Here is a 17,591-nt window from a genome sequence, read left to right on the forward strand (position 1 = left end):
GTTACATTCCGAACCCGGAAGCTAAGCCTCACAGCGCCGATGGTACTGCAGGGGGGACCCTGTGGGAGAGTAGGACGCCGCCGAACAAATATTGGGAAAGGCCCACGCCGTATGGCGTGGGCCTTTTCGCGTTTATGCTCGTCCCTATGCGCTATGACCTGGTCATCTTCGACAACGATGGCGTCCTCGTGGACAGCGAGCCCATCTCCAACCGGCTGCTCGCCGCCTATCTCACCGAGTTGGGGCACCCGACCTCTTACGAGGACTCCATACGGGACTACATGGGATCCGCGATGCACCGGGTCCATGAGCTCGTCGAGGAGCGCACCGGGCGGCGACTGCCCGACGACTTCGACGATGTCTTCCATGCGCGGGTGTTCGCCGCCTTCGAGCGGGAGTTGAAGCCCGTTGCCGGGGTGGCCGCGGTGCTGGAGCAGCTGGCGGCGGACGGGGTGCCGTACTGCGTGGCCTCGTCCGGGAGCCATGAGCGGATTCGGGTGGGGCATCGGGCGACCGGGCTGGACCGGTGGTTCGACGAGTCGCGGGTCTTCAGTTCGCAGGATGTGGGACGGGGCAAGCCGGCGCCGGATCTCTTCCTGTACGCGGCCGAGCGGATGGGGGTCGCGCCGGGGCGCTGTGCCGTCGTGGAGGACAGCCCGCTGGGGGTGCAGGCGGCGGTGGCGGCCGGGATGGACGTGTACGGGTTCACCGCCATGACGCCGGCCGAGCGGCTGCGCGGTGCCACCCAACTCTTCTCCGATCCGGGGCAGTTGGCTGACCTGCTGGAATGACCGAGGACATCGCCGCGGGGCTGACAATTGTCATGCCGAGCTCCGGACGATCGTTTCTACTGGGGGACCCCGCCCGGACGCGAAGCTGAGGGCATGACGAAGACGGCGAACACCGGGTCCGAGAACTACCAGGCCGAGCAGGGCAAGCAGCGGCAGCCCAGCGTGCTGGAGAACCTCCGGCCGCTGATCGTGGATGTGGCGGTGCCCCTCGGGTCGTACTACTTCTTCAAGGGGGCCTTCGGGATGAGCACCTTCGCGGCGCTCGCCTGGAGCAGCGTGGTGCCGGCGGTGCGCACGGTGTGGAGCATCGCCAAGGAGCGCCGGGTCAACGGGCTCGCGGCGCTGATCCTGGTCGTGAACGTGGTCGGCCTGGCGCTCAGCTTCGTCGCCGGTGACCCGCGGCTGATGCTCGCCAAGGACGGCGCGGTCAGCAGCACGGTCGGGATCGGGATCCTGGTCTCGGTGGCGCTGGGGAAGCCGATGATGACGGCGGGGCTCAAGCCCTTCCTGCTGAAGGGGGACCCGGCCCGGGAGGCCGCCTGGGAGCGGCTGGCGGCGGGCACGGCGGCCCGGTCGGCGGAGTTCCTGCGCAAGGAGCGGCTCTTCTCCGTCATCTGGGGCGTGATCCTGGTCGCGGAGTGCGTCGCCCGGGTCGTCGGTGCCTACACGATCCCCGTGGACACCATGGTCTGGCTGGGCTCGGTCTTCATGGTCGTCGCCATCACCCTCGCGATGGTGGTCTGCGGTGGCGCCGCCGCCGAGCCGATGGCCTGCCTGATCTCGGACGAGGTCCGGCGGCAGGAGGAGGAAGTGGCGGCCGGGGAGCCGGAGCTGGCGGTCGCCGCCTGAGCGGCGGAAAAGTAAAGCTGAAGGAAATTCATCTTTGGCTGGATCTACCCACGAGTACCCCGGGGCCCTACGCTCGCCGCCATGACAGATGTGCTGCGGCGCGGTAGGGCCTCGTTGGCGTTCAGCTTCTTCACGCAGGGCGCCACGTTCGCGCTGCTGGTGACGCGCATCCCCGCGATCCAGGACCGGTACGGCGTCTCCGACGCGCTGCTGCCGGTCTTTCTCGCCGCCGTGCCGATCCTGGCCGGCGTCGGAAGTGTCACCACCGAGCAGCTGGTGAAGCGGATACGCCCCAGTCTGCTGCTGCGCTGGTCCCAGCCCGTGGTGATGCTGGCGCTGGTCGGGGTCGGGTCCGGCGGGGTGATGGCCGAGCTGGCGGTGGCGCTGGCCGCGTTCGGGCTGGCGGTCGGGGCGCTGGACGCCTCGATGAACATGCTCGGGGTGAGCCTGCAGCGGACGTACGGGCGCAGCATCATGCTCAGCTTCCATGCCGCGTACAGCCTGGGCGGGATTCTGGGGGCCTCGCTGGCCTGGGTGGGCGCGCACTGGCATCTCGCGCTGTGGGTGTCGTATCTGCCGGTCGTCGCCGTGCTGTTGCCGGCTGCGCTGGTGGGGAGCCGGTGGTATGTGGACGGTGATCCCGCGCCGGTGGAGGACGGGGCGCAGGGCGGTGGGGGCGGTGTCGTCTTCAAGGTGCTGCTGCCGCTGTGTCTGGTGATGACCTTCGCCTACATCGGGGACTCGACCGTCTCCAACTGGAGCGCGAAGTACCTGAAGGACGTGCTGGGCAGCAGTGAGCAGCTCGCCACGGTGCCGTACAACGTGTACATGGTGACCACGCTGCTCGGGCGGGCCATCGGGGACTTCGGGGTACGGCGCTTCGGGGCGGTGATCGTCGTACGGCTGGGGGCGCTGGTGGCGGCCCTCGGGTTCGCGGTGGTGGCGGTGGCGCCCGGGGCCTGGGTCGGGATGATCGGGTTCACTCTGTTGGGGCTGGGGTTGTGTGTGCTGGTGCCGCAGACCTTCGCGGCGGCCGGGCGGCTGTTCCCGGGGGCTTCGGATGCGGCCATCGCCCGGCTGAACATCTTCAACTACGTCGGGTTTCTGATCGGTTCGCCGTTGGTGGGGGCGCTCGGCGACGCGTGGAGCTATCGCGGGGCGATGCTGGTGCCGATGGTGTTGGTCCTGGTGACGTTGGTGTACGCCCGTTCGTTCGCGACCAGGTCGGACCGATACGGTGACGGGCATGAGCGGCCGAGCACAGCTGATGTGGGACGAGGCAGTAACGGGCTATGACTTCGGTCCGGGCCATCCGATGGATCCGGTCCGGCTGGCGTTGACCCGGAGTCTGGTCGGTGCCTTCGGGCTCGACCGGGCGGTGGACGTCGTCGCGGCGAAGCCGGCCGGGGAGTCGACGCTGCGGCTGGTGCATCGGGAGGACTACGTCGAGGCCGTGAAGGCGGCTTCGGCCGATCCTGCCGGGGCCGATGCGTCGTACGGGCTGGGGACCGTCGACGATCCCGCCTTCGCCGGGATGCACGAGGCGTCCGCGCTGATCGCCGGGCAGTCGGTGGCGGCGGCCGAGGCGGTGTGGCGGGGGGATGCCGATCACGCCGTGAACTTCGCGGGCGGGCTGCATCACGCGATGCCCGGGGCGGCCTCCGGGTTCTGCATCTACAACGACGCCTCGCTCGCCATCGCCCGGCTCCTGGAGCTCGGGGCCGAGCGGGTCGCCTATGTGGATGTCGACGTGCATCACGGGGACGGGGTGCAGGCCGCGTTCTGGGAGGATCCGCGGGTTCTGACGATCTCGCTGCACGAACATCCCCGGACCCTGTTCCCGCAGACCGGGTGGCCGGAGGAGGTCGGGGCCGGGGCGGGCGAGGGGTCCGCGGTGAATGTGGCGTTGCCGGCGGGGACCGGGGACGCGGGGTGGCTGCGGGCGTTCCACGCGGTCGTGCCGGAGCTCGTCGCCGACTTCCGGCCGCAGGTGCTGGTCACCCAGCACGGGGCCGATACGCATTTCGAGGATCCGCTGGCGCATCTCGCCGTTTCGCTGGACGCGCAGCGGGCCGTACAGGTGGCGTGTCATGAGCTGGCTCATGAGTACGCCGGGGGGAAGTGGGTCGCGTTGGGCGGGGGCGGATACGAGGTGGTGGATGTCGTGCCCCGGTCCTGGACGCATCTGGTGGGGATCGCGGCGGGACGGGAGATCGAGCCCGAGACGCTGGTTCCCGAGGGGTGGCGGCAGGAAGTGTTCGCCCGGACCCGGCAGTTGGGGCCGGGGCGGATGACGGACGGCCGGTGGCCGGTGGGATGGGCGGCGTGGGAGGCGGGATACGACCCGGCTGACCGCCTGGACCAGGCCGTGCTGGCCACGCGGCGGGCCGTGTTTCCGCTGCGGGGGCTGCTGGCGTAGCAGCGCGTCGGTCTTCGGGGTGTGGCGGTGCGGCCGGCCGTTACGCCAACCGTGCGGTGTTCCCCGGTTTCCGGGTTCTTCCGGGGCTGTGTCCGTCAGCATCGCAGCCGTGTTGAGCGGTGGTGAGCTTCGTGCGTATCTGGTGGCTGTTCGGCTTGCCGGGGTGGTGGCCACCTCGCGGGAGCGGAGTCTTCGGAGTTATCGGCTGTTCGCCGCCCGGGATCCCCGGTCGTTGATCGGGATCGATCCGCAAGGCGGATGGTCGGAGGCGGAGTTGATTCGTTTGATGGCCGCCAAGTGTGGGGTTTCGGACGATCCTCGGTGCGTTTCAGGGCATGATGTGATCGATCCCGCACTGACCGTGGCCGCGCTGGATGCCTTTGCGGAGCGGGTGGGGGACGTTGCCCGGCGTCGTGCGCCTGTGCTGTTCGGGACCGGGCATCCGCACCGGCTGATCGGCTTCTACGCCGGTCTGGCGGACGCGTTGTCGGCGGCGGGGTGTGAGGTTCTCACCCCTGCGCAGGGTCGCTGTGTCGACATAACGACCCGGTTCGGCCTACGCACCTGCAACCTCGATTACGTACGAGGCGTCGGGTTGGTGAGAGAAACAGGCCGTGAACGCCCCGGTTGTGCGCCGGGTGCGCACACGCATTCGCCGCTGCCGGTTCGGGTGGCGCTGGACGCGGCCGCGGAGGGCGGCGGACCACTGCCCGAGCTCGTGGTCGGAGACCATGGATGGGTCTGCGGTGCAGGTCAGCTCGGGTTTGAGGCCATTGGGCTCGCGGATACGGATGACCCTGCGCTCTTCGTGGGGGAGGCCGAGGGGACCGTGTCCGTCGCCGTTCCGGTTGATGACGGCGTGCGGTCTGATTACTACACGCCGCTTACCCGCTACGTACTCAATCAAGCGTGTCTGTCACAGTAGGCCGCCGATGGGTGCACCTCTTCCCCACTCGCATCACCCGCCCCTACATTGGGGAGTGAGCACGCAACGACGAAGAGTCACCGGAAGGGGAAGCCGGTGGCCCGTCGAGTGCGGAAGGTTCAGGTGTGTCATGGCAGCTGGCGAGAGGCCTCTCAACGAGGTTGTGTTCCTTACCGTGGCGGAGGTCGCCGCGGTGATGCGAGTGTCGAAGATGACCGTGTACCGGTTGGTGCACAGCGGTCATCTGCCCGCGATCCGGGTGGGGCGGTCCTTCCGCGTCCCCGAACAAGCGGTACACGAGTACCTTCGCGAGAGCTATGTGGGGGTGGAGACCGCCTGACGGCGATTTCCGGGGATACCCGGAGCACCTCGATTACGACCTCAGCGCTCGGGCGGGTAGGCTGGCCCCTCGTAGGTCGTATGGGCCCATGGCGCCCAGCACCGAGTGATGAGAAGTGAGCGAGGGTAGTCGTGGGCTCTGTTATCAAGAAGCGGCGCAAGCGGATGGCCAAGAAGAAGCACCGCAAGCTGCTCAAGCGCACGCGCGTTCAGCGTCGTAACAAGAAGTAATTACGGCACGAGCCGCGAGAGCTTGTGTGTGGCCCCCCACCAGTACGGTGGGGGGCCACGTGCGTTTTCCGGCCGTTGCGGTGCGCTGTGGCCCGCTGGGGGTCATGCCGGCGCAACGTCGACCCGCTAAGTTGGCCCGCATACGGGAACACGGAAGAAAGGCGCTGATCTTGGGGAAGGTCGTGCTCGTGACCGGAGTGGCCCGTCGACTTGGGGGCCGGTTCGTACGACGCATTCAGCGTGACCCCGAGGTGGACCGGGTCGTCGCCGTGGACGCGGTGGCGCCGGAGCACCATCTGGGCGGGGCGGATTTCATCCGGACCGATATCCGGCAGCCGTCCATCGCCCGGGTGCTGGCCGAGAGCGGTGCCGACACGGTCGTCCACATGGACGTGACCGGGACACCGCTCGGCAGCGGAAGCCGGGCGACCGTCAAAGAGACCAATGTCATCGGGACCATGCAGCTGCTCGGCGCCTGTCAGAAGTCGCCGAACGTGAAGCGGCTGGTGATCAAGTCCAGTACGAATGTGTACGGCTCCGCGCCGAAGGATCCCGCCGTCTTCACGGAGACGACGCCGCCGAAATCGCTGCCCAGTGGCGGGTTCGCCAAGGACACGGTGGAGGTGGAGGGGTATGTGCGGGGGTTCGCCAGGAGGCGGCCCGATGTCGCGGTGTGTGTGCTGCGGTTCGCCAATATCCTCGGGCCCGATGCCGATACCCCGCTCGCTTCCTATTTCTCGCTGCCCGTGCTGCCCACCGTTTTCGGGTACGACCCCCGGCTGCAGTTCGTCCACGAGGACGATGTCATCGACGTGCTGCGGATCGCCTCGCACGAGCCGGAGCGGGGGACTCTGAACAGCGGCACGTTCAATATCGCCGGTGACGGGGTGCTGCTGCTCTCGCAGTGCTCGCGGCGGCTGGGGCGGGCCACCGTGCCGTTGCTGCTGCCGGCGGTCACCTGGGCCGGGTCCCTGGTGCGGACGCTCGGCATGAGCGACTTCTCGCCCGAGCAGATCCGGCTGCTGACGCACGGCCGGGTGGTGGCCACCGACCAGATGCGCGAGACGCTGGGATTCAAGCCGAAGTACACGACGGCGGAGACGTTCGCGGACTTCGTGCGGGCCCAGGCCCCGGGGCTGCTGCCGCCGCAGGCGGTGGCCGCGGCCGTCGACCGGATCGCCGCGCTGCCCGTCCTGAGCGGCGGGAGGGCGCCGGCGAGGACACCGATGAAGACACAGACGAAGACGCCGACGACGACTCCGACCCAGAGCGCCAACTGAGGAGCCCAACAACGATGGCGGACGCCAAGGTCATTCCGTTCGACGACGACCGGTCCCGCGGGGCTGCCGTGCAGCGGCCGGCGCGGCGCCGGGGTGCGGGGAGCCGACGCAAGGGCGGCGGCGAGCAGGCGGGGGCGCGGGAGTCCACGGCGGTGCGTGAGGTCCAGCCTCTCGCCGGGCGGATCCCCGCGCAGGAAGATGTGCATGTGACCCGGGAGAGCCCTGAGACGGGCGTGGAGCAGCCGCACGACGACGCCGGCCTGGAGCAGCGCGTCGCGCGCGGTCTCGCGTTCCTGCGGCGGCGGCTGACCGGGGACTACGAGGTCGACGACTTCGGCTACGACGAGGAGCTGACCGACCAGGTCCTGATGTCGCTGCTGCGGCCGGTGTACGAGAAATACTTCCGGGTCGATGTGAAGGGCATCGAGAACATCCCGGCCCAGGGTGGTGCGCTGATCGTCGCGAACCACTCCGGGACGCTGCCGCTGGACGGGCTGATGATGCAGGTCGCCGTGCACGACCACCATCCGGCGAATCGTCACCTCAGGCTGCTCGCGGCGGATCTGGTCTTCGTGCTGCCGGTGGTGAACGAGCTGGCGCGCAAGCTCGGGCACACGCTCGCGTGTGCGGAGGACGCGGAGCGGCTGCTGGCCCAGGGCGAGCTGGTCGGGGTGATGCCGGAGGGGTTCAAGGGCATCGGGAAGCCGTTCAGCGAGCGGTACAAGCTGCAGCGGTTCGGGCGGGGCGGGTTCGTGTCGACCGCGTTGCGGCAGCGGGCGCCGATCATTCCCTGCTCCATCGTGGGGGCCGAGGAGATCTATCCGATGATCGGCAACGCGAAGACGCTGGCTCGGGTGCTGGGGTTCCCGTACTTCCCGTTGACGCCGACGTTTCCCTGGCTGGGGCCGTTGGGGGCGGTGCCGCTGCCGACGAAGTGGACGATTCAGTTCGGGGAGCCGATCCGGACGGACGGGTATCCGCCGGAGGCGGCCGAGGATCCGATGCTGATGTTCAATCTGACGGATCAGGTGCGGGAGCAGATTCAGCACACGCTGTACAAGTTGCTTGTGCAGCGGCGGTCGGTGTTCTTCTGAGGTGCGCGGTTGTCGGTTCGCCGACGGCCGGTGGGGGCTGGTCGCGCAGTTCCCCGCGCCCCTGCGGGCGCGGGGAACCACCCTCGTTGCCTAGTTGCCCGTGTTCTCGCTGTCGATGCCCAGGCCCGGTAGCAGGCCCGGCAGGAGTGGGGGCAGGGTGACGTCCGGTTCGCTGGTCGCGCTCTTCGACGGGGACGGGCTGCTCGTGCCGGTCTTCGGGGGATCGAGCAGGCCGCCTGTGGTGCCGCCGATGAGGCCGTCGTTCGCGCTGCCGGAGGCCGAGCCGCTGGGGCTGCCGGTGCTGGACTCGTGGCCCGAGGAGGAGCTCCCGGAGGACGACGGGGCCGTCGACCGGTGGCTGCCGGAGGAGCCGGTGGACGCCGTGCCGGAGCCCTGGCTGCCCGTGCCGCCCCCGGTGCTCCGGGACGGCTGGGGGAGCAGGGACTGCAGCGGGGCCACCTCTTCGTCTATGGCGGCGAAGACCGACGACACCTGCTGGCTGACGTCGCCGAGCTGGAGCGGGAGCTTGTCGCGCAGGGCGCCCCAGGCCTCTCGGTGGGACTGGGCGAAGGTGGACAGCGCCTGGATGGGGCCCAGGGAGTCCGGATCGCGCTCGTACGCCTCGTGGAGCAGGCGATGGCCCTCGGTGACGTCCTGCTGCATGCCGGACAGGGTACGGCGGATCTCGCCGATCGACTCGTGGTCGAGGTGGCCGCCGCGGTCCCGGTCCATCAGCCGGCGGGCCTCCATCAACCGGGTCGAGGCCTGGTCGAGGTAGGTCTGGCCGCGCTGGTCGTCGCCGTCGGACAGATAGTTGAGCTTGAAGTCCTCGATGCCGCGTTTGAGGCCGTAGAGCGAGTCGCCGGGCAGGGCGTTGGAGCTGGCGGCGGCCACCCCGCCGAAGGCTCCTGCGGCGACGCCGACGCTCAGGCCGCCCGCCGCGAGCCCCTTGGTGAGCCGGGAACGCGGTCGCAGCTTGCCCAGCGGACTCGCCCGGTGCGCGCCCTTGGACCGGCTGGAACGCTGCTCGGGCACGGACGCATCCGCCGCCCCGCCCAGGGTGCCCTCCGCCAGCATGGCCTCCATCGCGGCCACCAACTGGGCCCGCTGGACGACCTTGACCTCCGGGTCGAGCTCCGGTTTGGGCAGCGCGGCGAGATCCGTCGCCAGGGCCAACAGCTCGCCCTGATCGGTCCGTTCGACCCGGTCCGGGGCGGCCGGTGGATCGCCCGCCGCCCCCTCGGACCGCTCGGCCGCCGGGTCCCGGTCGGGCTGCTCCTCCAGGGCCTGGGCGAAGGCGTTCGCCCGCCGGTGTGCCGATACGTTCGCGATCACTGGCGGCACCTCCTCTCGTCATGACGGTCGACTCCCCAGGGGGTCCTGAGGGTTGCACGCCCTCGACCCATCCACACGATCGTGTGACCAGGGTCTGGCTGGACGTGACCACAGGGAGCCTGTATCCCGCACAACGAGCGGCTCGGCACTTGGGTTACGGACGGCCGGGGATCGGCTGAGAAAGGCAACACGCTTTGACGGAACGTGAGTTGACGGTCGCCGAGGGTGCCCGCTTCAGCGCGCGTCGTCCGGGAGGAGCCGGGCGAGCGTGCGCACGGCCCGGTACTGGAGCGTCTTGATGGCGCCCTCGTTCTTGCCCATCACCCGGGCGGTCTCGGCGACCGAGAGGCCCTGGAGGAAGCGGAGCGTCACGCACTCCTGCTGCTGCGGGTTGAGGCGTCGTACGGCGTCGAGCAGTGCGGCGTTGGAGAGGGACTCCAGGACGGAGTCCTCCGGGGAGCGCTCGACCTCGTTGGCGTCGAGCATCTCGCCGGTCGTCACCTCCAGGCGGAAGCGGCTCGACTTGAAGTGGTCGGCGACCAGGTTGCGGGCGATGGTCACCAGCCAGGCGCCGAAGTCGCGGCCCTGCCAGGTGAAGGTGCCGATCCTCCGCAGCGCGCGCAGGAACGTCTCGCTGGTGAGGTCCTCGGCGGTCGCCTTGCCGCCTACGCGGTAGTAGATGTAGCGGTACACGGTGTCGCTGTACTGGTCGTAGAGGCGGCCGAAGGCGTCGGCCTCGCCGGCCTGGGCGCGCTCCACGAGATCCATCATCCGGGCACTGTCGCTGTCCGCGGCCGGGCGGCGGGCGCTGGCGGCGGTGCCCGTCGAACGGCCGCGTCTGCCGACGGCCGCGCCGCCGTCGGCCAGTGCGTAGCACGGGCCCAGGGGGCCCACGGGGGCGGCGGTGGCGAGGGCGGGGACGGCGTACGCGGTGGGGACGAGGCCGCGCAGCGTCTCTTTGACCGCCGCGACTGTTGCGCGCAGCGTAGCCAGGCCCGAGGCGTCAACCCCGACGTGTGGGTACACGGGACTCCCAGAGGCAGAGCTTCCATCACGTGCAGTACGGAACCTTTCACCCGTCGTAGCGACGGAGGGGTACCGGTTTGCGTCTGAGGAGAATAACGCTTCGTACAGGCACTGCTACACCGAGTTGCTCAAATCACCGATTGCGTCGCTTCTGTAACCGTTTGGCGGTGCCTGAAGAGCCATAGAGTGATCGGTTGTTGATCGGAAACGTGCGTGTTTCGGCAATGTGCGGGGCGTGTTGGGGCTGGTGCGCGATAATTCGGGCGCGTGAAGGGGGAGCGGCGGGATGTTCGGGTGAAGGGCATGGCTGTGAAGCGCCCCGTAGGGGGCCCGGGGAACTGCGCGATCAGCCCCCACGCACCTGCGCTCGGAACGTGACCCGCAGTCCTACGGTGATGTTCTGCCGAACCCGCGCCGGACTATCGGCGCCGTCGGCTCAACGCGATCGCCGCCGCAGTGCCACCGGCAACCGCTCCGACCCCGGCCGCCGCCGGGATGCCCACCTTCGCCGCCTTGCGCCCCGTGCGGTAGTCCCGCAGCCGCCAGTCCATCTCCCGCGCGTGCTTGCGCAGCTTCGTGTCCGGGTTGATGGCGTACGGGTGACCCACCAGGGACAGCATCGGGATGTCGTTGTGGGAGTCGCTGTAGGCCGCGCAGCGGGAGAGGTCGAGGCCCTCCGCGGCGGCCAGGGCGCGTACCGCCTCCGCCTTCGCCGGGCCGTGCAGGGGCTCGCCCACCAGCTTGCCCGTGTAGACGCCGCCGACCGACTCGGCGACCGTGCCCAGCGCTCCGGTCAGGCCCAGCCGGCGGGCGATCACCCCGGCGATCTCCACCGGCGCCGCGGTGACGAGCCACACCTTCTGGCCCGCGTCCAGGTGGGCCTGGGCGAGGGCGCGGGTGCCGGGCCAGATGCGCTCGGCCATGTACTCGTCGTAGATCTCCTCGCCGATGGTCTGGAGCTCGGCCACCCGGTGGCCCTTGACGATCGACAGGGCCGAGTCGCGGGCGTCCTGCATGTGCTCCGGGTCCTCGACGCCGGCCAGCCGGAACCACGCCTGCTGCCAGGCGAACCTGGCGAGGTCGCGGGTCTCGAAGAACTTCCGCTTGTACAGGCCCCGGCCGAAGTGGAAGATCGCGGCGCCCTGCATCACCGTGTTGTCCAGGTCGAAGAACGCGGCGGCCTTGTCGTCGCCGAGCACCGGGAACTCCGGTTCCGCGGCCTCGTCGAGAGGCGCCGTCGCTTCCTGGTTCTTGCGCGCGGCCTCCGCAGAGGCCTCGCCTGCCAACACGCTCCGCGCCGTGGCGGAGCGCCTACGGGGAGTGAGCCATCCGAGAGCGGCCATGTCGTGAGCATAGCCAGTCTGTTCGGTGGTTCCGGAGTCACGGGAGTTGGATGGGTGTGAACTCTCCGCGACCGTGCCGTTAAGCAGGGCGGAGAAGCCGTGCGGGAACAGGGCGGGCAGGCCGTGCACAAGGCGGCGGACATGCCCTGCCAGGGGCGGGACAATGGACGTCATGAGTCCCCTCTTTGGCCGGAAGGCGCCGGCGCCTCGTGCGCAATTGGTCACCCTCATCCGTAAGCCGGGCTGTCATCTGTGTGATGACGCACAGGTCGTGGTCGAGAAGGTGTGCGGCGACCTCGGCGTCCCCTGGGAGCAGCAGGACATCACCCAGGATCCGCGCCTGCACGAGCTGTACTGGGAGCAGATCCCGGTCGTACTCGTCGACGGTGAACAACACACCTTCTGGCGCGTGAACGAAGAGCGCCTCCGCAAGGCACTGACCGACTAGTCCAAACCGGCTGCATATTCGCTTAGGATCGACGGCGGCTTGGTCTCGGGGGGCGGGATTCGTGAGGAGTGTGTACCGTTTTGCCCCCATTCAGGGTGGAGCGCGAGCGTGTGTGCGCCGGTTCCCCGCGACTGCGCCGGGGGTGCGTGACCCCGGTCACGTTGGCCGGGCAAAACGGACACCATCTTTGTGCACGCGTTCACAAAGACATAGCCTGCTGTCGACGGGGCGGTCTGGGTACGTGTGACCGTCCGCAGCCCCGCTCAACCCGTTGGAGCACCGTGGCAACTGGCCGAACTCACCGACCGGCGACCCGCAGCCGAGGTATCCCCGAGGCCACCGTCGCCCGGCTTCCGCTGTACCTCCGGGCGCTGACCGCACTGTCGGAGCGCTCGGTGCCCACGGTCTCCTCCGAAGAGCTGGCCGCGGCCGCGGGGGTCAACTCCGCCAAGCTGCGCAAGGACTTCTCTTACCTGGGTTCTTACGGAACGCGCGGTGTCGGCTACGACGTCGAGTATCTCGTCTACCAGATCTCCCGTGAGCTGGGCCTCACGCAGGACTGGCCGGTTGTGATCGTCGGTATCGGTAACCTCGGCGCCGCCCTCGCCAACTACGGCGGGTTCGCCTCCCGTGGTTTCCGGGTCGCGGCCCTGATCGACGCCGATCCCGCGATGGCCGGAAAGCCGGTCGCCGGCATCCCCGTGCAGCACACCGACGACCTGGAGAAGATCATCCAGGACAACGGCGTCAGCATCGGCGTGATCGCGACCCCCGCCGGAGCCGCCCAGCAGGTCTGCGACCGGCTCGTGGCCGCCGGGGTCACCTCCATCCTGAACTTCGCGCCGACCGTGCTGACCGTCCCGGACGGCGTCGACGTACGCAAGGTCGACCTCTCCATCGAGCTGCAGATCCTCGCCTTCCACGAGCAGCGCAAGGCCGGCGAGGAGACCGACGGGGCCGTTGCGCCCGTCGCCGCGCACCAGGAGTCCGACGAGCAGGGACCCGACGGGGACGTACCCGCCGTGATGCCGGCATGAGTCTCCTCGTCGTCGGGCTGAGCCACCGCAGCGCCCCCGTCAGCGTCCTCGAACGGGCCGCGCTCTCCGGGGACGCCCAGGTCAAGCTGGTCCAGGACACGGTCGCCGCCGAGCCGGCCACCGAGGCCGCGGTGCTCGCCACCTGCAACCGCATCGAGCTCTACGCCGACGTCGACAAGTTCCACGCCGGGGTCGCCGAGCTGTCCACGCTGCTCGCCCAGCACAGCGGGGTCGGGCTGGACGAGCTCACCCCCTATCTCTACGTGCACTACGAGGACCGCGCCGTCCACCATCTGTTCTCGGTCGCCTGCGGGCTCGACTCGATGGTCGTCGGCGAGGGACAGATCCTCGGCCAGATAAAGGACTCGCTCGCCAGGGCGCAGGAGCTGCACAGCGCCGGGCGGCTGATGAACGACCTGTTCCAGCAGGGGCTCAGGGTCGGCAAGCGCGCCCACTCCGAGACCGGGATCGACCGGGCCGGACAGTCCCTGGTCACCTTCGGACTCGAACAGCTCGCCGCCGGTACCGACGTACAGACCTGGGCCAAGGGCAAGAAGGCGCTGGTCATCGGTGCGGGATCGATGTCCTCGCTGGCCGCCGCCACGCTGGCGCGGGCGGGGGTCGCGGAGATCGTCGTGGCCAACCGGACGTACGACCGTGCGGAGCGGCTCGCCCAGATCCTGACCGACGCCGACGACACGGACGTGGTGGCCCGCGCGGTACCGATGGACGCGGTGCCGGGCGAGCTGACACGTGCCGACGTCGCCGTCTCCTGTACGGGGGCGACGGGGCTGGTCCTCACCGCCGAGGCGGTCGCGGCGGCGATCGAGGGGCGGACCGGTGCGCCCGTCGCCGAGATCGACGCGGACGTCGTACCGGTGGCCCTGAAGCCGCTGCCCGCCACCAGCCTCGGCACCGACGAGAACTGCCCCCTCGACCTCACCGCCGCGCAGAGCGGGTTCTCCGTGATGGGCGAGGCGGCCGTCGCCGGGATGGCCGCCGCCGAGCTGGAGCAGCACGCGGCCTGGGTGGACAACGGGACTGTGGACCGGCGCGACGCGAGCCGTCGTACGCCCGAGACGGTCGAAGCCGATGCCGAGCTGATCGGCGCGCTCGCCGCGACCGTCGCCCGCGTCGGCCGGATCCCGGAGCGGCGCAGGCCGGAGCCGGTCGCCGGGTTCGTACGCCCCGCCCCCGCGCTCTTCCTCCTCGACCTCGCCATGCCCCGCGACATCGACGCGGCCGTGCACCGGCTGGCCGGGGTGCGGCTGGTCGACATCGAGTCGCTGGCGGAGGCCTCCGCCGACGCGCCGATGGCGGCCGACGTGGACCAGGTCAGGCGGATCGTTTCGGACGAGGTGGCCGCCTTCGGCGCCGCCCAGCGCGCCGCGCACATCACGCCGACCGTGGTCGCGCTGCGCACCATGGCCGCCGATGTGGTGGCCGGTGAGATCGCGCGGTTGGACGGGCGGCTGCCCGACCTGGACGAACGGCAGCGCGGGGAGATCCGCCAGGCCGTGCACCGGGTCGTCGACAAGCTGCTGCACGCGCCGACCGTACGGGTCAAGCAGCTCGCTGCCGAGCCCGGCGGCGCCGGGTACGCGGACGCGCTGCGGACCCTGTTCGACCTCGACCCCGAGACGGTCGCCGTCGTCTCCCGGGCCGTGGACAGCACGACCGAGAAGGACCGACCGGCATGAGTGACAAACCACCACTGAGGCTGGGGACCAGGCGATCCAGACTCGCCATGGCCCAGTCCGGGCAAGTGGCCGAGGCCGTGAGCCAGGTGACCGGACGGCCCGTCGAGCTCGTCGAGATCACCACCTACGGCGACACCTCCCGCGAGCACCTCGCACAGATCGGCGGCACGGGTGTCTTCGTGACCGCCCTGCGGGACGCGCTGCTGCGCGGTGAGGTCGACTTCGCGGTTCACTCGCTGAAGGACCTCCCGACCACGCAGCCCGAAGAGCTGGCGCTGGCCGCCGTACCGCTGCGCGAGGACCCGCGCGACGTGATCGTCGCCCGGGACGCGCTGAAGTTCACCGACCTGCCGTCCGGGGCGCGCATCGGCACCGGTTCGCCGCGCCGGATGGCGCAGCTGAACGCGTACGCGCGCGGCCACGGGCTGGACATCGAGACCGTTCCGGTCCGGGGGAACGTCGACACCCGGATCGGATACGTACACGACGGCGAGCTCGATGCGGTGGTGCTGGCCGCGGCCGGACTGAGCCGCATCGGCCGCCTCGACGAGGTGACCGACTTCCTGTCGGTCGACACGGTTTTGCCCGCCCCCGGCCAGGGGGCACTGGCGGTCGAGTGCGTCGCGGACAACGCGTCGCTGATCGCCGCGCTCGGGGAACTCGACGACCCGCTCACGCGGGCCGCCGTGACCGCCGAGCGATCACTGCTCGCCGCCCTGGAGGCCGGCTGCTCCGCCCCTGTGGGCGCGCTGGCCGACCTTCTGGCCGACGGGCAGATTGTCAAGGAAATGCGCCTGCGGGGAGTCGTCGGCACGACCGACGGCACCCGGATGGTGCAGTTGTCCACCACCGGTCCCGTGCCCGAGACATACGACCAGGCGACGGCGCTCGGTCGCGAACTCGCCACCGAGATGCTTGCCCAGGGCGCGGCCGGTCTGATGGGGGAGCGAGCACAGTGAGCCCCACCAACCTTCCCGCCGGCCTTGAACACGGGCACGTCACCTTCCTGGGTGCCGGACCCGGGGATCCGGGACTGCTGACCTTGCGCGCCGTGGAGGCACTGTCCAGCGCGGACGTCCTGGTCGCCGAGCACGACGTGCTCGACGTGATCAGGGCCCACGCCAGGCAGGGCGTCTCCGTCGTGCCCACGAATCCGGATCCCTCGTCGGATCCGTATCCGGGCACAGGCACGCCTCAACTGACGGTTGTTGACGGTGCGTCAACAACCGCTTCCCTCCCGCCCGTGCGGGATGCGGCTCATCTTGTCATGGAGGCCGCGCGGTCCGGCAGGCGGGTCGTCCGTGCCGTGTCCGGGGACCCGGGACTTGATACGTACGCGACCGGAGAAATGCTCGCCTGCGCCGCCGCGGGTGTGCCGTTCGAGGTCGTGCCGGGTGTCGCGGCGGCGGTCGGCGTGCCGGCGTACGCCGGTGTGCCGCTGCGCGACGCGCAGGGCGCCGACGTCCGCTTCGTGGACGCCCGTACCGCCTCCGACCGGTGCTGGACCGAGGTCGGCGCCTCGGACGGGACGGTCGTCGTGTCGACCTCGCTGGACTCGGTGGCCGCGGCCGCCGGGGAGCTGGTCGCCGCGGGCCGCAAGCCGGACACGCCGCTGACGGTCACCGTCGCCGGTACGACGACCCGGCAGCGGACCTGGACCGCCACCCTCGGCACCATCGCGCAGACGCTGAAGCAGGCGAAGGTGCTGCCCTCACCTGACGGCGGCCGGCAGGTGATAGCCGTGGTCGGCGAGCGGTCCGCCGCCGCCCAGCGCGACCAGTTGTCGTGGTTCGAGTCCAAGCCGCTGTTCGGCTGGAAGGTGCTCGTGCCGCGGACGAAGGAACAGGCGGTGTCGCTCTCCGACCAGCTGAGGTCGTACGGGGCGGTGCCGCACGAGGTGCCGACGATCGCCGTCGAGCCGCCGCGCACGCCCCAGCAGATGGAGCGGGCGGTGAAGGGGCTCGTCACCGGACGGTACGAGTGGATCGCCTTCACGTCGGTCAACGCGGTCAAGGCGGTCCGCGAGAAGTTCGAGGAGTACGGCCTCGACGCGCGCGCCTTCGCGGGCATCAAGGTCGCGGCGGTCGGCGAGCAGACCGCCAGGGCGCTGGTGGCGTTTGGCGTGAAGCCGGATCTCATGCCTTCGGGCGAGCAGTCGGCCGCGGGCCTGCTGGAGGACTGGCCGCCGTACGACCCGGTCTTCGACCCGATCGACCGGGTGTTCCTGCCGCGGGCCGACATCGCCACGGAGACGCTGGTCGCCGGGCTCATCGAGCTGGGCTGGGAGGTCGACGACGTCACGGCGTACCGCACCGTGCGGGCGTCGCCGCCGCCGGCCGACACCCGGGAGGCCATCAAGGGCGGTGGCTTCGACGCGGTGCTGTTCACGTCGTCGTCCACCGTGCGGAACCTGGTGGGCATCGCCGGGAAGCCGCACAACGTGACGGTCATCGCGTGCATCGGTCCGGCCACGGCGAAGACGGCCGAGGAGCACGGGCTGCGGGTGGACGTGATGGCGCCGGAGCCGTCCGTCGTCAAGCTGGCGGAGGCGCTGGCCGAGTTCGGCCTGCGCAGGCGCGCGAGCGCGCTGGAGGCGGGGGATCCGGTGACTCGGCCGAGTGAGCGGCGACCGGGGGCCAGGCGGCGGCGGACGACGTGAGGTGAGGTGACGGGGTGGGGGGGGGGGGCCCCCGCCCCCCCTGCGGGGGTGGGTGGTGGGGGGGGTGTGGGGGGGGGTGGCGCCCTTACCCCCCCCCCCCAAGGGGGGCGGGAGA

The 17,591-nt window shown here is 70.3% G+C and carries 17 protein-coding genes and 1 rRNA gene; 15 read left to right on the forward strand and 3 right to left on the reverse strand.

Annotated features, from left to right (window positions below):
* The 10 genes from rrf to AB0D85_RS51510 form a co-directional block, all read left to right on the forward strand.
* Window positions 1-86: ribosomal RNA gene (gene rrf / locus AB0D85_RS51465) — 5S ribosomal RNA — on the forward strand; the annotation flags it as partial.
* A 60-nt stretch (window positions 87-146) separates the two neighbouring features.
* On the forward strand, window positions 147-791 hold the full coding sequence (locus AB0D85_RS51470) for an HAD family hydrolase (RefSeq protein ID WP_362338391.1): 645 nt from the start codon (window positions 147-149) through the stop codon (window positions 789-791).
* Window positions 792-884: 93 nt separating this feature from the next.
* On the forward strand, window positions 885-1,640 hold the full coding sequence (locus tag AB0D85_RS51475) for a VC0807 family protein (RefSeq protein WP_362338394.1): 756 nt from the start codon (window positions 885-887) through the stop codon (window positions 1,638-1,640).
* Between the two features lie 81 nt (window positions 1,641-1,721).
* Window positions 1,722-2,936: an MFS transporter gene (locus tag AB0D85_RS51480; RefSeq protein WP_362338396.1), complete on the forward strand. Its 1,215-nt coding sequence runs from the start codon at window positions 1,722-1,724 to the stop codon at window positions 2,934-2,936.
* On the forward strand, window positions 2,887-4,059 hold the full coding sequence (locus AB0D85_RS51485; protein ID WP_362338399.1) for an acetoin utilization protein AcuC: 1,173 nt from the start codon (window positions 2,887-2,889) through the stop codon (window positions 4,057-4,059). Before AB0D85_RS51480 ends, AB0D85_RS51485 begins: the two co-directional genes overlap by 50 nt.
* Window positions 4,060-4,168: 109 nt before the next feature.
* Entirely contained in the window at window positions 4,169-4,984 is an 816-nt protein-coding gene (locus AB0D85_RS51490; protein WP_362338434.1) for a phosphatase, read from the forward strand.
* 130 nt (window positions 4,985-5,114) lie between these two features.
* On the forward strand, window positions 5,115-5,324 hold the full coding sequence (locus AB0D85_RS51495) for a helix-turn-helix domain-containing protein (protein ID WP_067299677.1): 210 nt from the start codon (window positions 5,115-5,117) through the stop codon (window positions 5,322-5,324).
* 131 nt (window positions 5,325-5,455) lie between these two features.
* Entirely contained in the window at window positions 5,456-5,554 is a 99-nt protein-coding gene (locus tag AB0D85_RS51500) for an AURKAIP1/COX24 domain-containing protein (protein WP_003948845.1), read from the forward strand.
* 170 nt (window positions 5,555-5,724) lie between these two features.
* Entirely contained in the window at window positions 5,725-6,834 is a 1,110-nt protein-coding gene (locus tag AB0D85_RS51505; RefSeq protein ID WP_362338403.1) for an NAD-dependent epimerase/dehydratase family protein, read from the forward strand.
* Between the two features lie 14 nt (window positions 6,835-6,848).
* The gene (locus AB0D85_RS51510) at window positions 6,849-7,928 is read left to right on the forward strand and encodes a lysophospholipid acyltransferase family protein (RefSeq protein ID WP_362338406.1); all 1,080 of its coding nucleotides are present in this window, start codon (window positions 6,849-6,851) and stop codon (window positions 7,926-7,928) included.
* A gap of 90 nt (window positions 7,929-8,018) precedes the next feature.
* Here AB0D85_RS51510 and AB0D85_RS51515 read toward each other — a convergent pair whose 3' ends face one another.
* The 3 genes from AB0D85_RS51515 to AB0D85_RS51525 all read right to left on the reverse strand — a co-directional run bounded on the left by AB0D85_RS51515 (window position 8,019) and on the right by AB0D85_RS51525 (window position 11,632).
* Entirely contained in the window at window positions 8,019-9,263 is a 1,245-nt protein-coding gene (locus tag AB0D85_RS51515; RefSeq protein WP_362338409.1) for a DUF5667 domain-containing protein, read from the reverse strand.
* A gap of 234 nt (window positions 9,264-9,497) precedes the next feature.
* Window positions 9,498-10,289: an ECF subfamily RNA polymerase sigma factor, BldN family gene (locus AB0D85_RS51520; RefSeq protein WP_362338412.1), complete on the reverse strand. Its 792-nt coding sequence runs from the start codon at window positions 10,287-10,289 to the stop codon at window positions 9,498-9,500.
* Window positions 10,290-10,708: 419 nt separating this feature from the next.
* Window positions 10,709-11,632 (reverse strand): HAD-IB family hydrolase, encoded by a 924-nt coding sequence (locus tag AB0D85_RS51525; RefSeq protein WP_362338415.1) that lies wholly within the window; start codon window positions 11,630-11,632, stop codon window positions 10,709-10,711.
* A 163-nt stretch (window positions 11,633-11,795) separates the two neighbouring features.
* Between AB0D85_RS51525 and AB0D85_RS51530 the strand changes: the two genes are divergently transcribed.
* The 5 genes from AB0D85_RS51530 to AB0D85_RS51550 all read left to right on the forward strand — a co-directional run bounded on the left by AB0D85_RS51530 (window position 11,796) and on the right by AB0D85_RS51550 (window position 17,476).
* A complete protein-coding gene (locus AB0D85_RS51530; RefSeq protein ID WP_362338418.1) occupies window positions 11,796-12,080 on the forward strand; it encodes a glutaredoxin family protein in 285 nt (94 codons plus the stop codon).
* A 281-nt stretch (window positions 12,081-12,361) separates the two neighbouring features.
* The gene (locus AB0D85_RS51535) at window positions 12,362-13,117 is read left to right on the forward strand and encodes a redox-sensing transcriptional repressor Rex (protein ID WP_362338421.1); all 756 of its coding nucleotides are present in this window, start codon (window positions 12,362-12,364) and stop codon (window positions 13,115-13,117) included.
* Complete coding sequence (locus AB0D85_RS51540; protein ID WP_362338424.1) at window positions 13,114-14,817, forward strand: glutamyl-tRNA reductase; 1,704 nt, start codon at window positions 13,114-13,116, stop codon at window positions 14,815-14,817. The genes AB0D85_RS51535 and AB0D85_RS51540 overlap by 4 nt, the downstream gene beginning before the upstream one ends.
* Window positions 14,814-15,776 (forward strand): hydroxymethylbilane synthase, encoded by a 963-nt coding sequence (gene hemC, locus AB0D85_RS51545; protein WP_362338428.1) that lies wholly within the window; start codon window positions 14,814-14,816, stop codon window positions 15,774-15,776. Before AB0D85_RS51540 ends, hemC begins: the two co-directional genes overlap by 4 nt.
* The gene (locus AB0D85_RS51550) at window positions 15,773-17,476 is read left to right on the forward strand and encodes a uroporphyrinogen-III synthase (protein WP_362338431.1); all 1,704 of its coding nucleotides are present in this window, start codon (window positions 15,773-15,775) and stop codon (window positions 17,474-17,476) included. Before hemC ends, AB0D85_RS51550 begins: the two co-directional genes overlap by 4 nt.
* Window positions 17,477-17,591: the final 115 nt, after the last annotated feature.

Source organism: Streptomyces sp. NPDC048277, from assembly GCF_040652235.1.
Lineage (GTDB): Bacteria > Actinomycetota > Actinomycetes > Streptomycetales > Streptomycetaceae > Streptomyces.

What these genes read in the sequence shown, in the direction of transcription:
- AB0D85_RS51470 (WP_362338391.1), top strand. Translation starts at nt 147, where the DNA reads ATGCGCTATGACCTGGTCATCTTCGACAACGATGGCGTCCTCGTGGAC.
- AB0D85_RS51475 (WP_362338394.1), top strand. Translation starts at nt 885, where the DNA reads ATGACGAAGACGGCGAACACCGGGTCCGAGAACTACCAGGCCGAGCAG.
- AB0D85_RS51480 (WP_362338396.1), top strand. Translation starts at nt 1,722, where the DNA reads ATGACAGATGTGCTGCGGCGCGGTAGGGCCTCGTTGGCGTTCAGCTTC.
- AB0D85_RS51485 (WP_362338399.1), top strand. Translation starts at nt 2,887, where the DNA reads ATGAGCGGCCGAGCACAGCTGATGTGGGACGAGGCAGTAACGGGCTAT.
- AB0D85_RS51495 (WP_067299677.1), top strand. Translation starts at nt 5,115, where the DNA reads ATGGCAGCTGGCGAGAGGCCTCTCAACGAGGTTGTGTTCCTTACCGTG.
- AB0D85_RS51510 (WP_362338406.1), top strand. Translation starts at nt 6,849, where the DNA reads ATGGCGGACGCCAAGGTCATTCCGTTCGACGACGACCGGTCCCGCGGG.
- AB0D85_RS51525 (WP_362338415.1), bottom strand. Translation starts at nt 11,632, where the DNA reads ATGGCCGCTCTCGGATGGCTCACTCCCCGTAGGCGCTCCGCCACGGCG.
- AB0D85_RS51530 (WP_362338418.1), top strand. Translation starts at nt 11,796, where the DNA reads ATGGACGTCATGAGTCCCCTCTTTGGCCGGAAGGCGCCGGCGCCTCGT.
- AB0D85_RS51540 (WP_362338424.1), top strand. Translation starts at nt 13,114, where the DNA reads ATGAGTCTCCTCGTCGTCGGGCTGAGCCACCGCAGCGCCCCCGTCAGC.
- hemC (WP_362338428.1), top strand. Translation starts at nt 14,814, where the DNA reads ATGAGTGACAAACCACCACTGAGGCTGGGGACCAGGCGATCCAGACTC.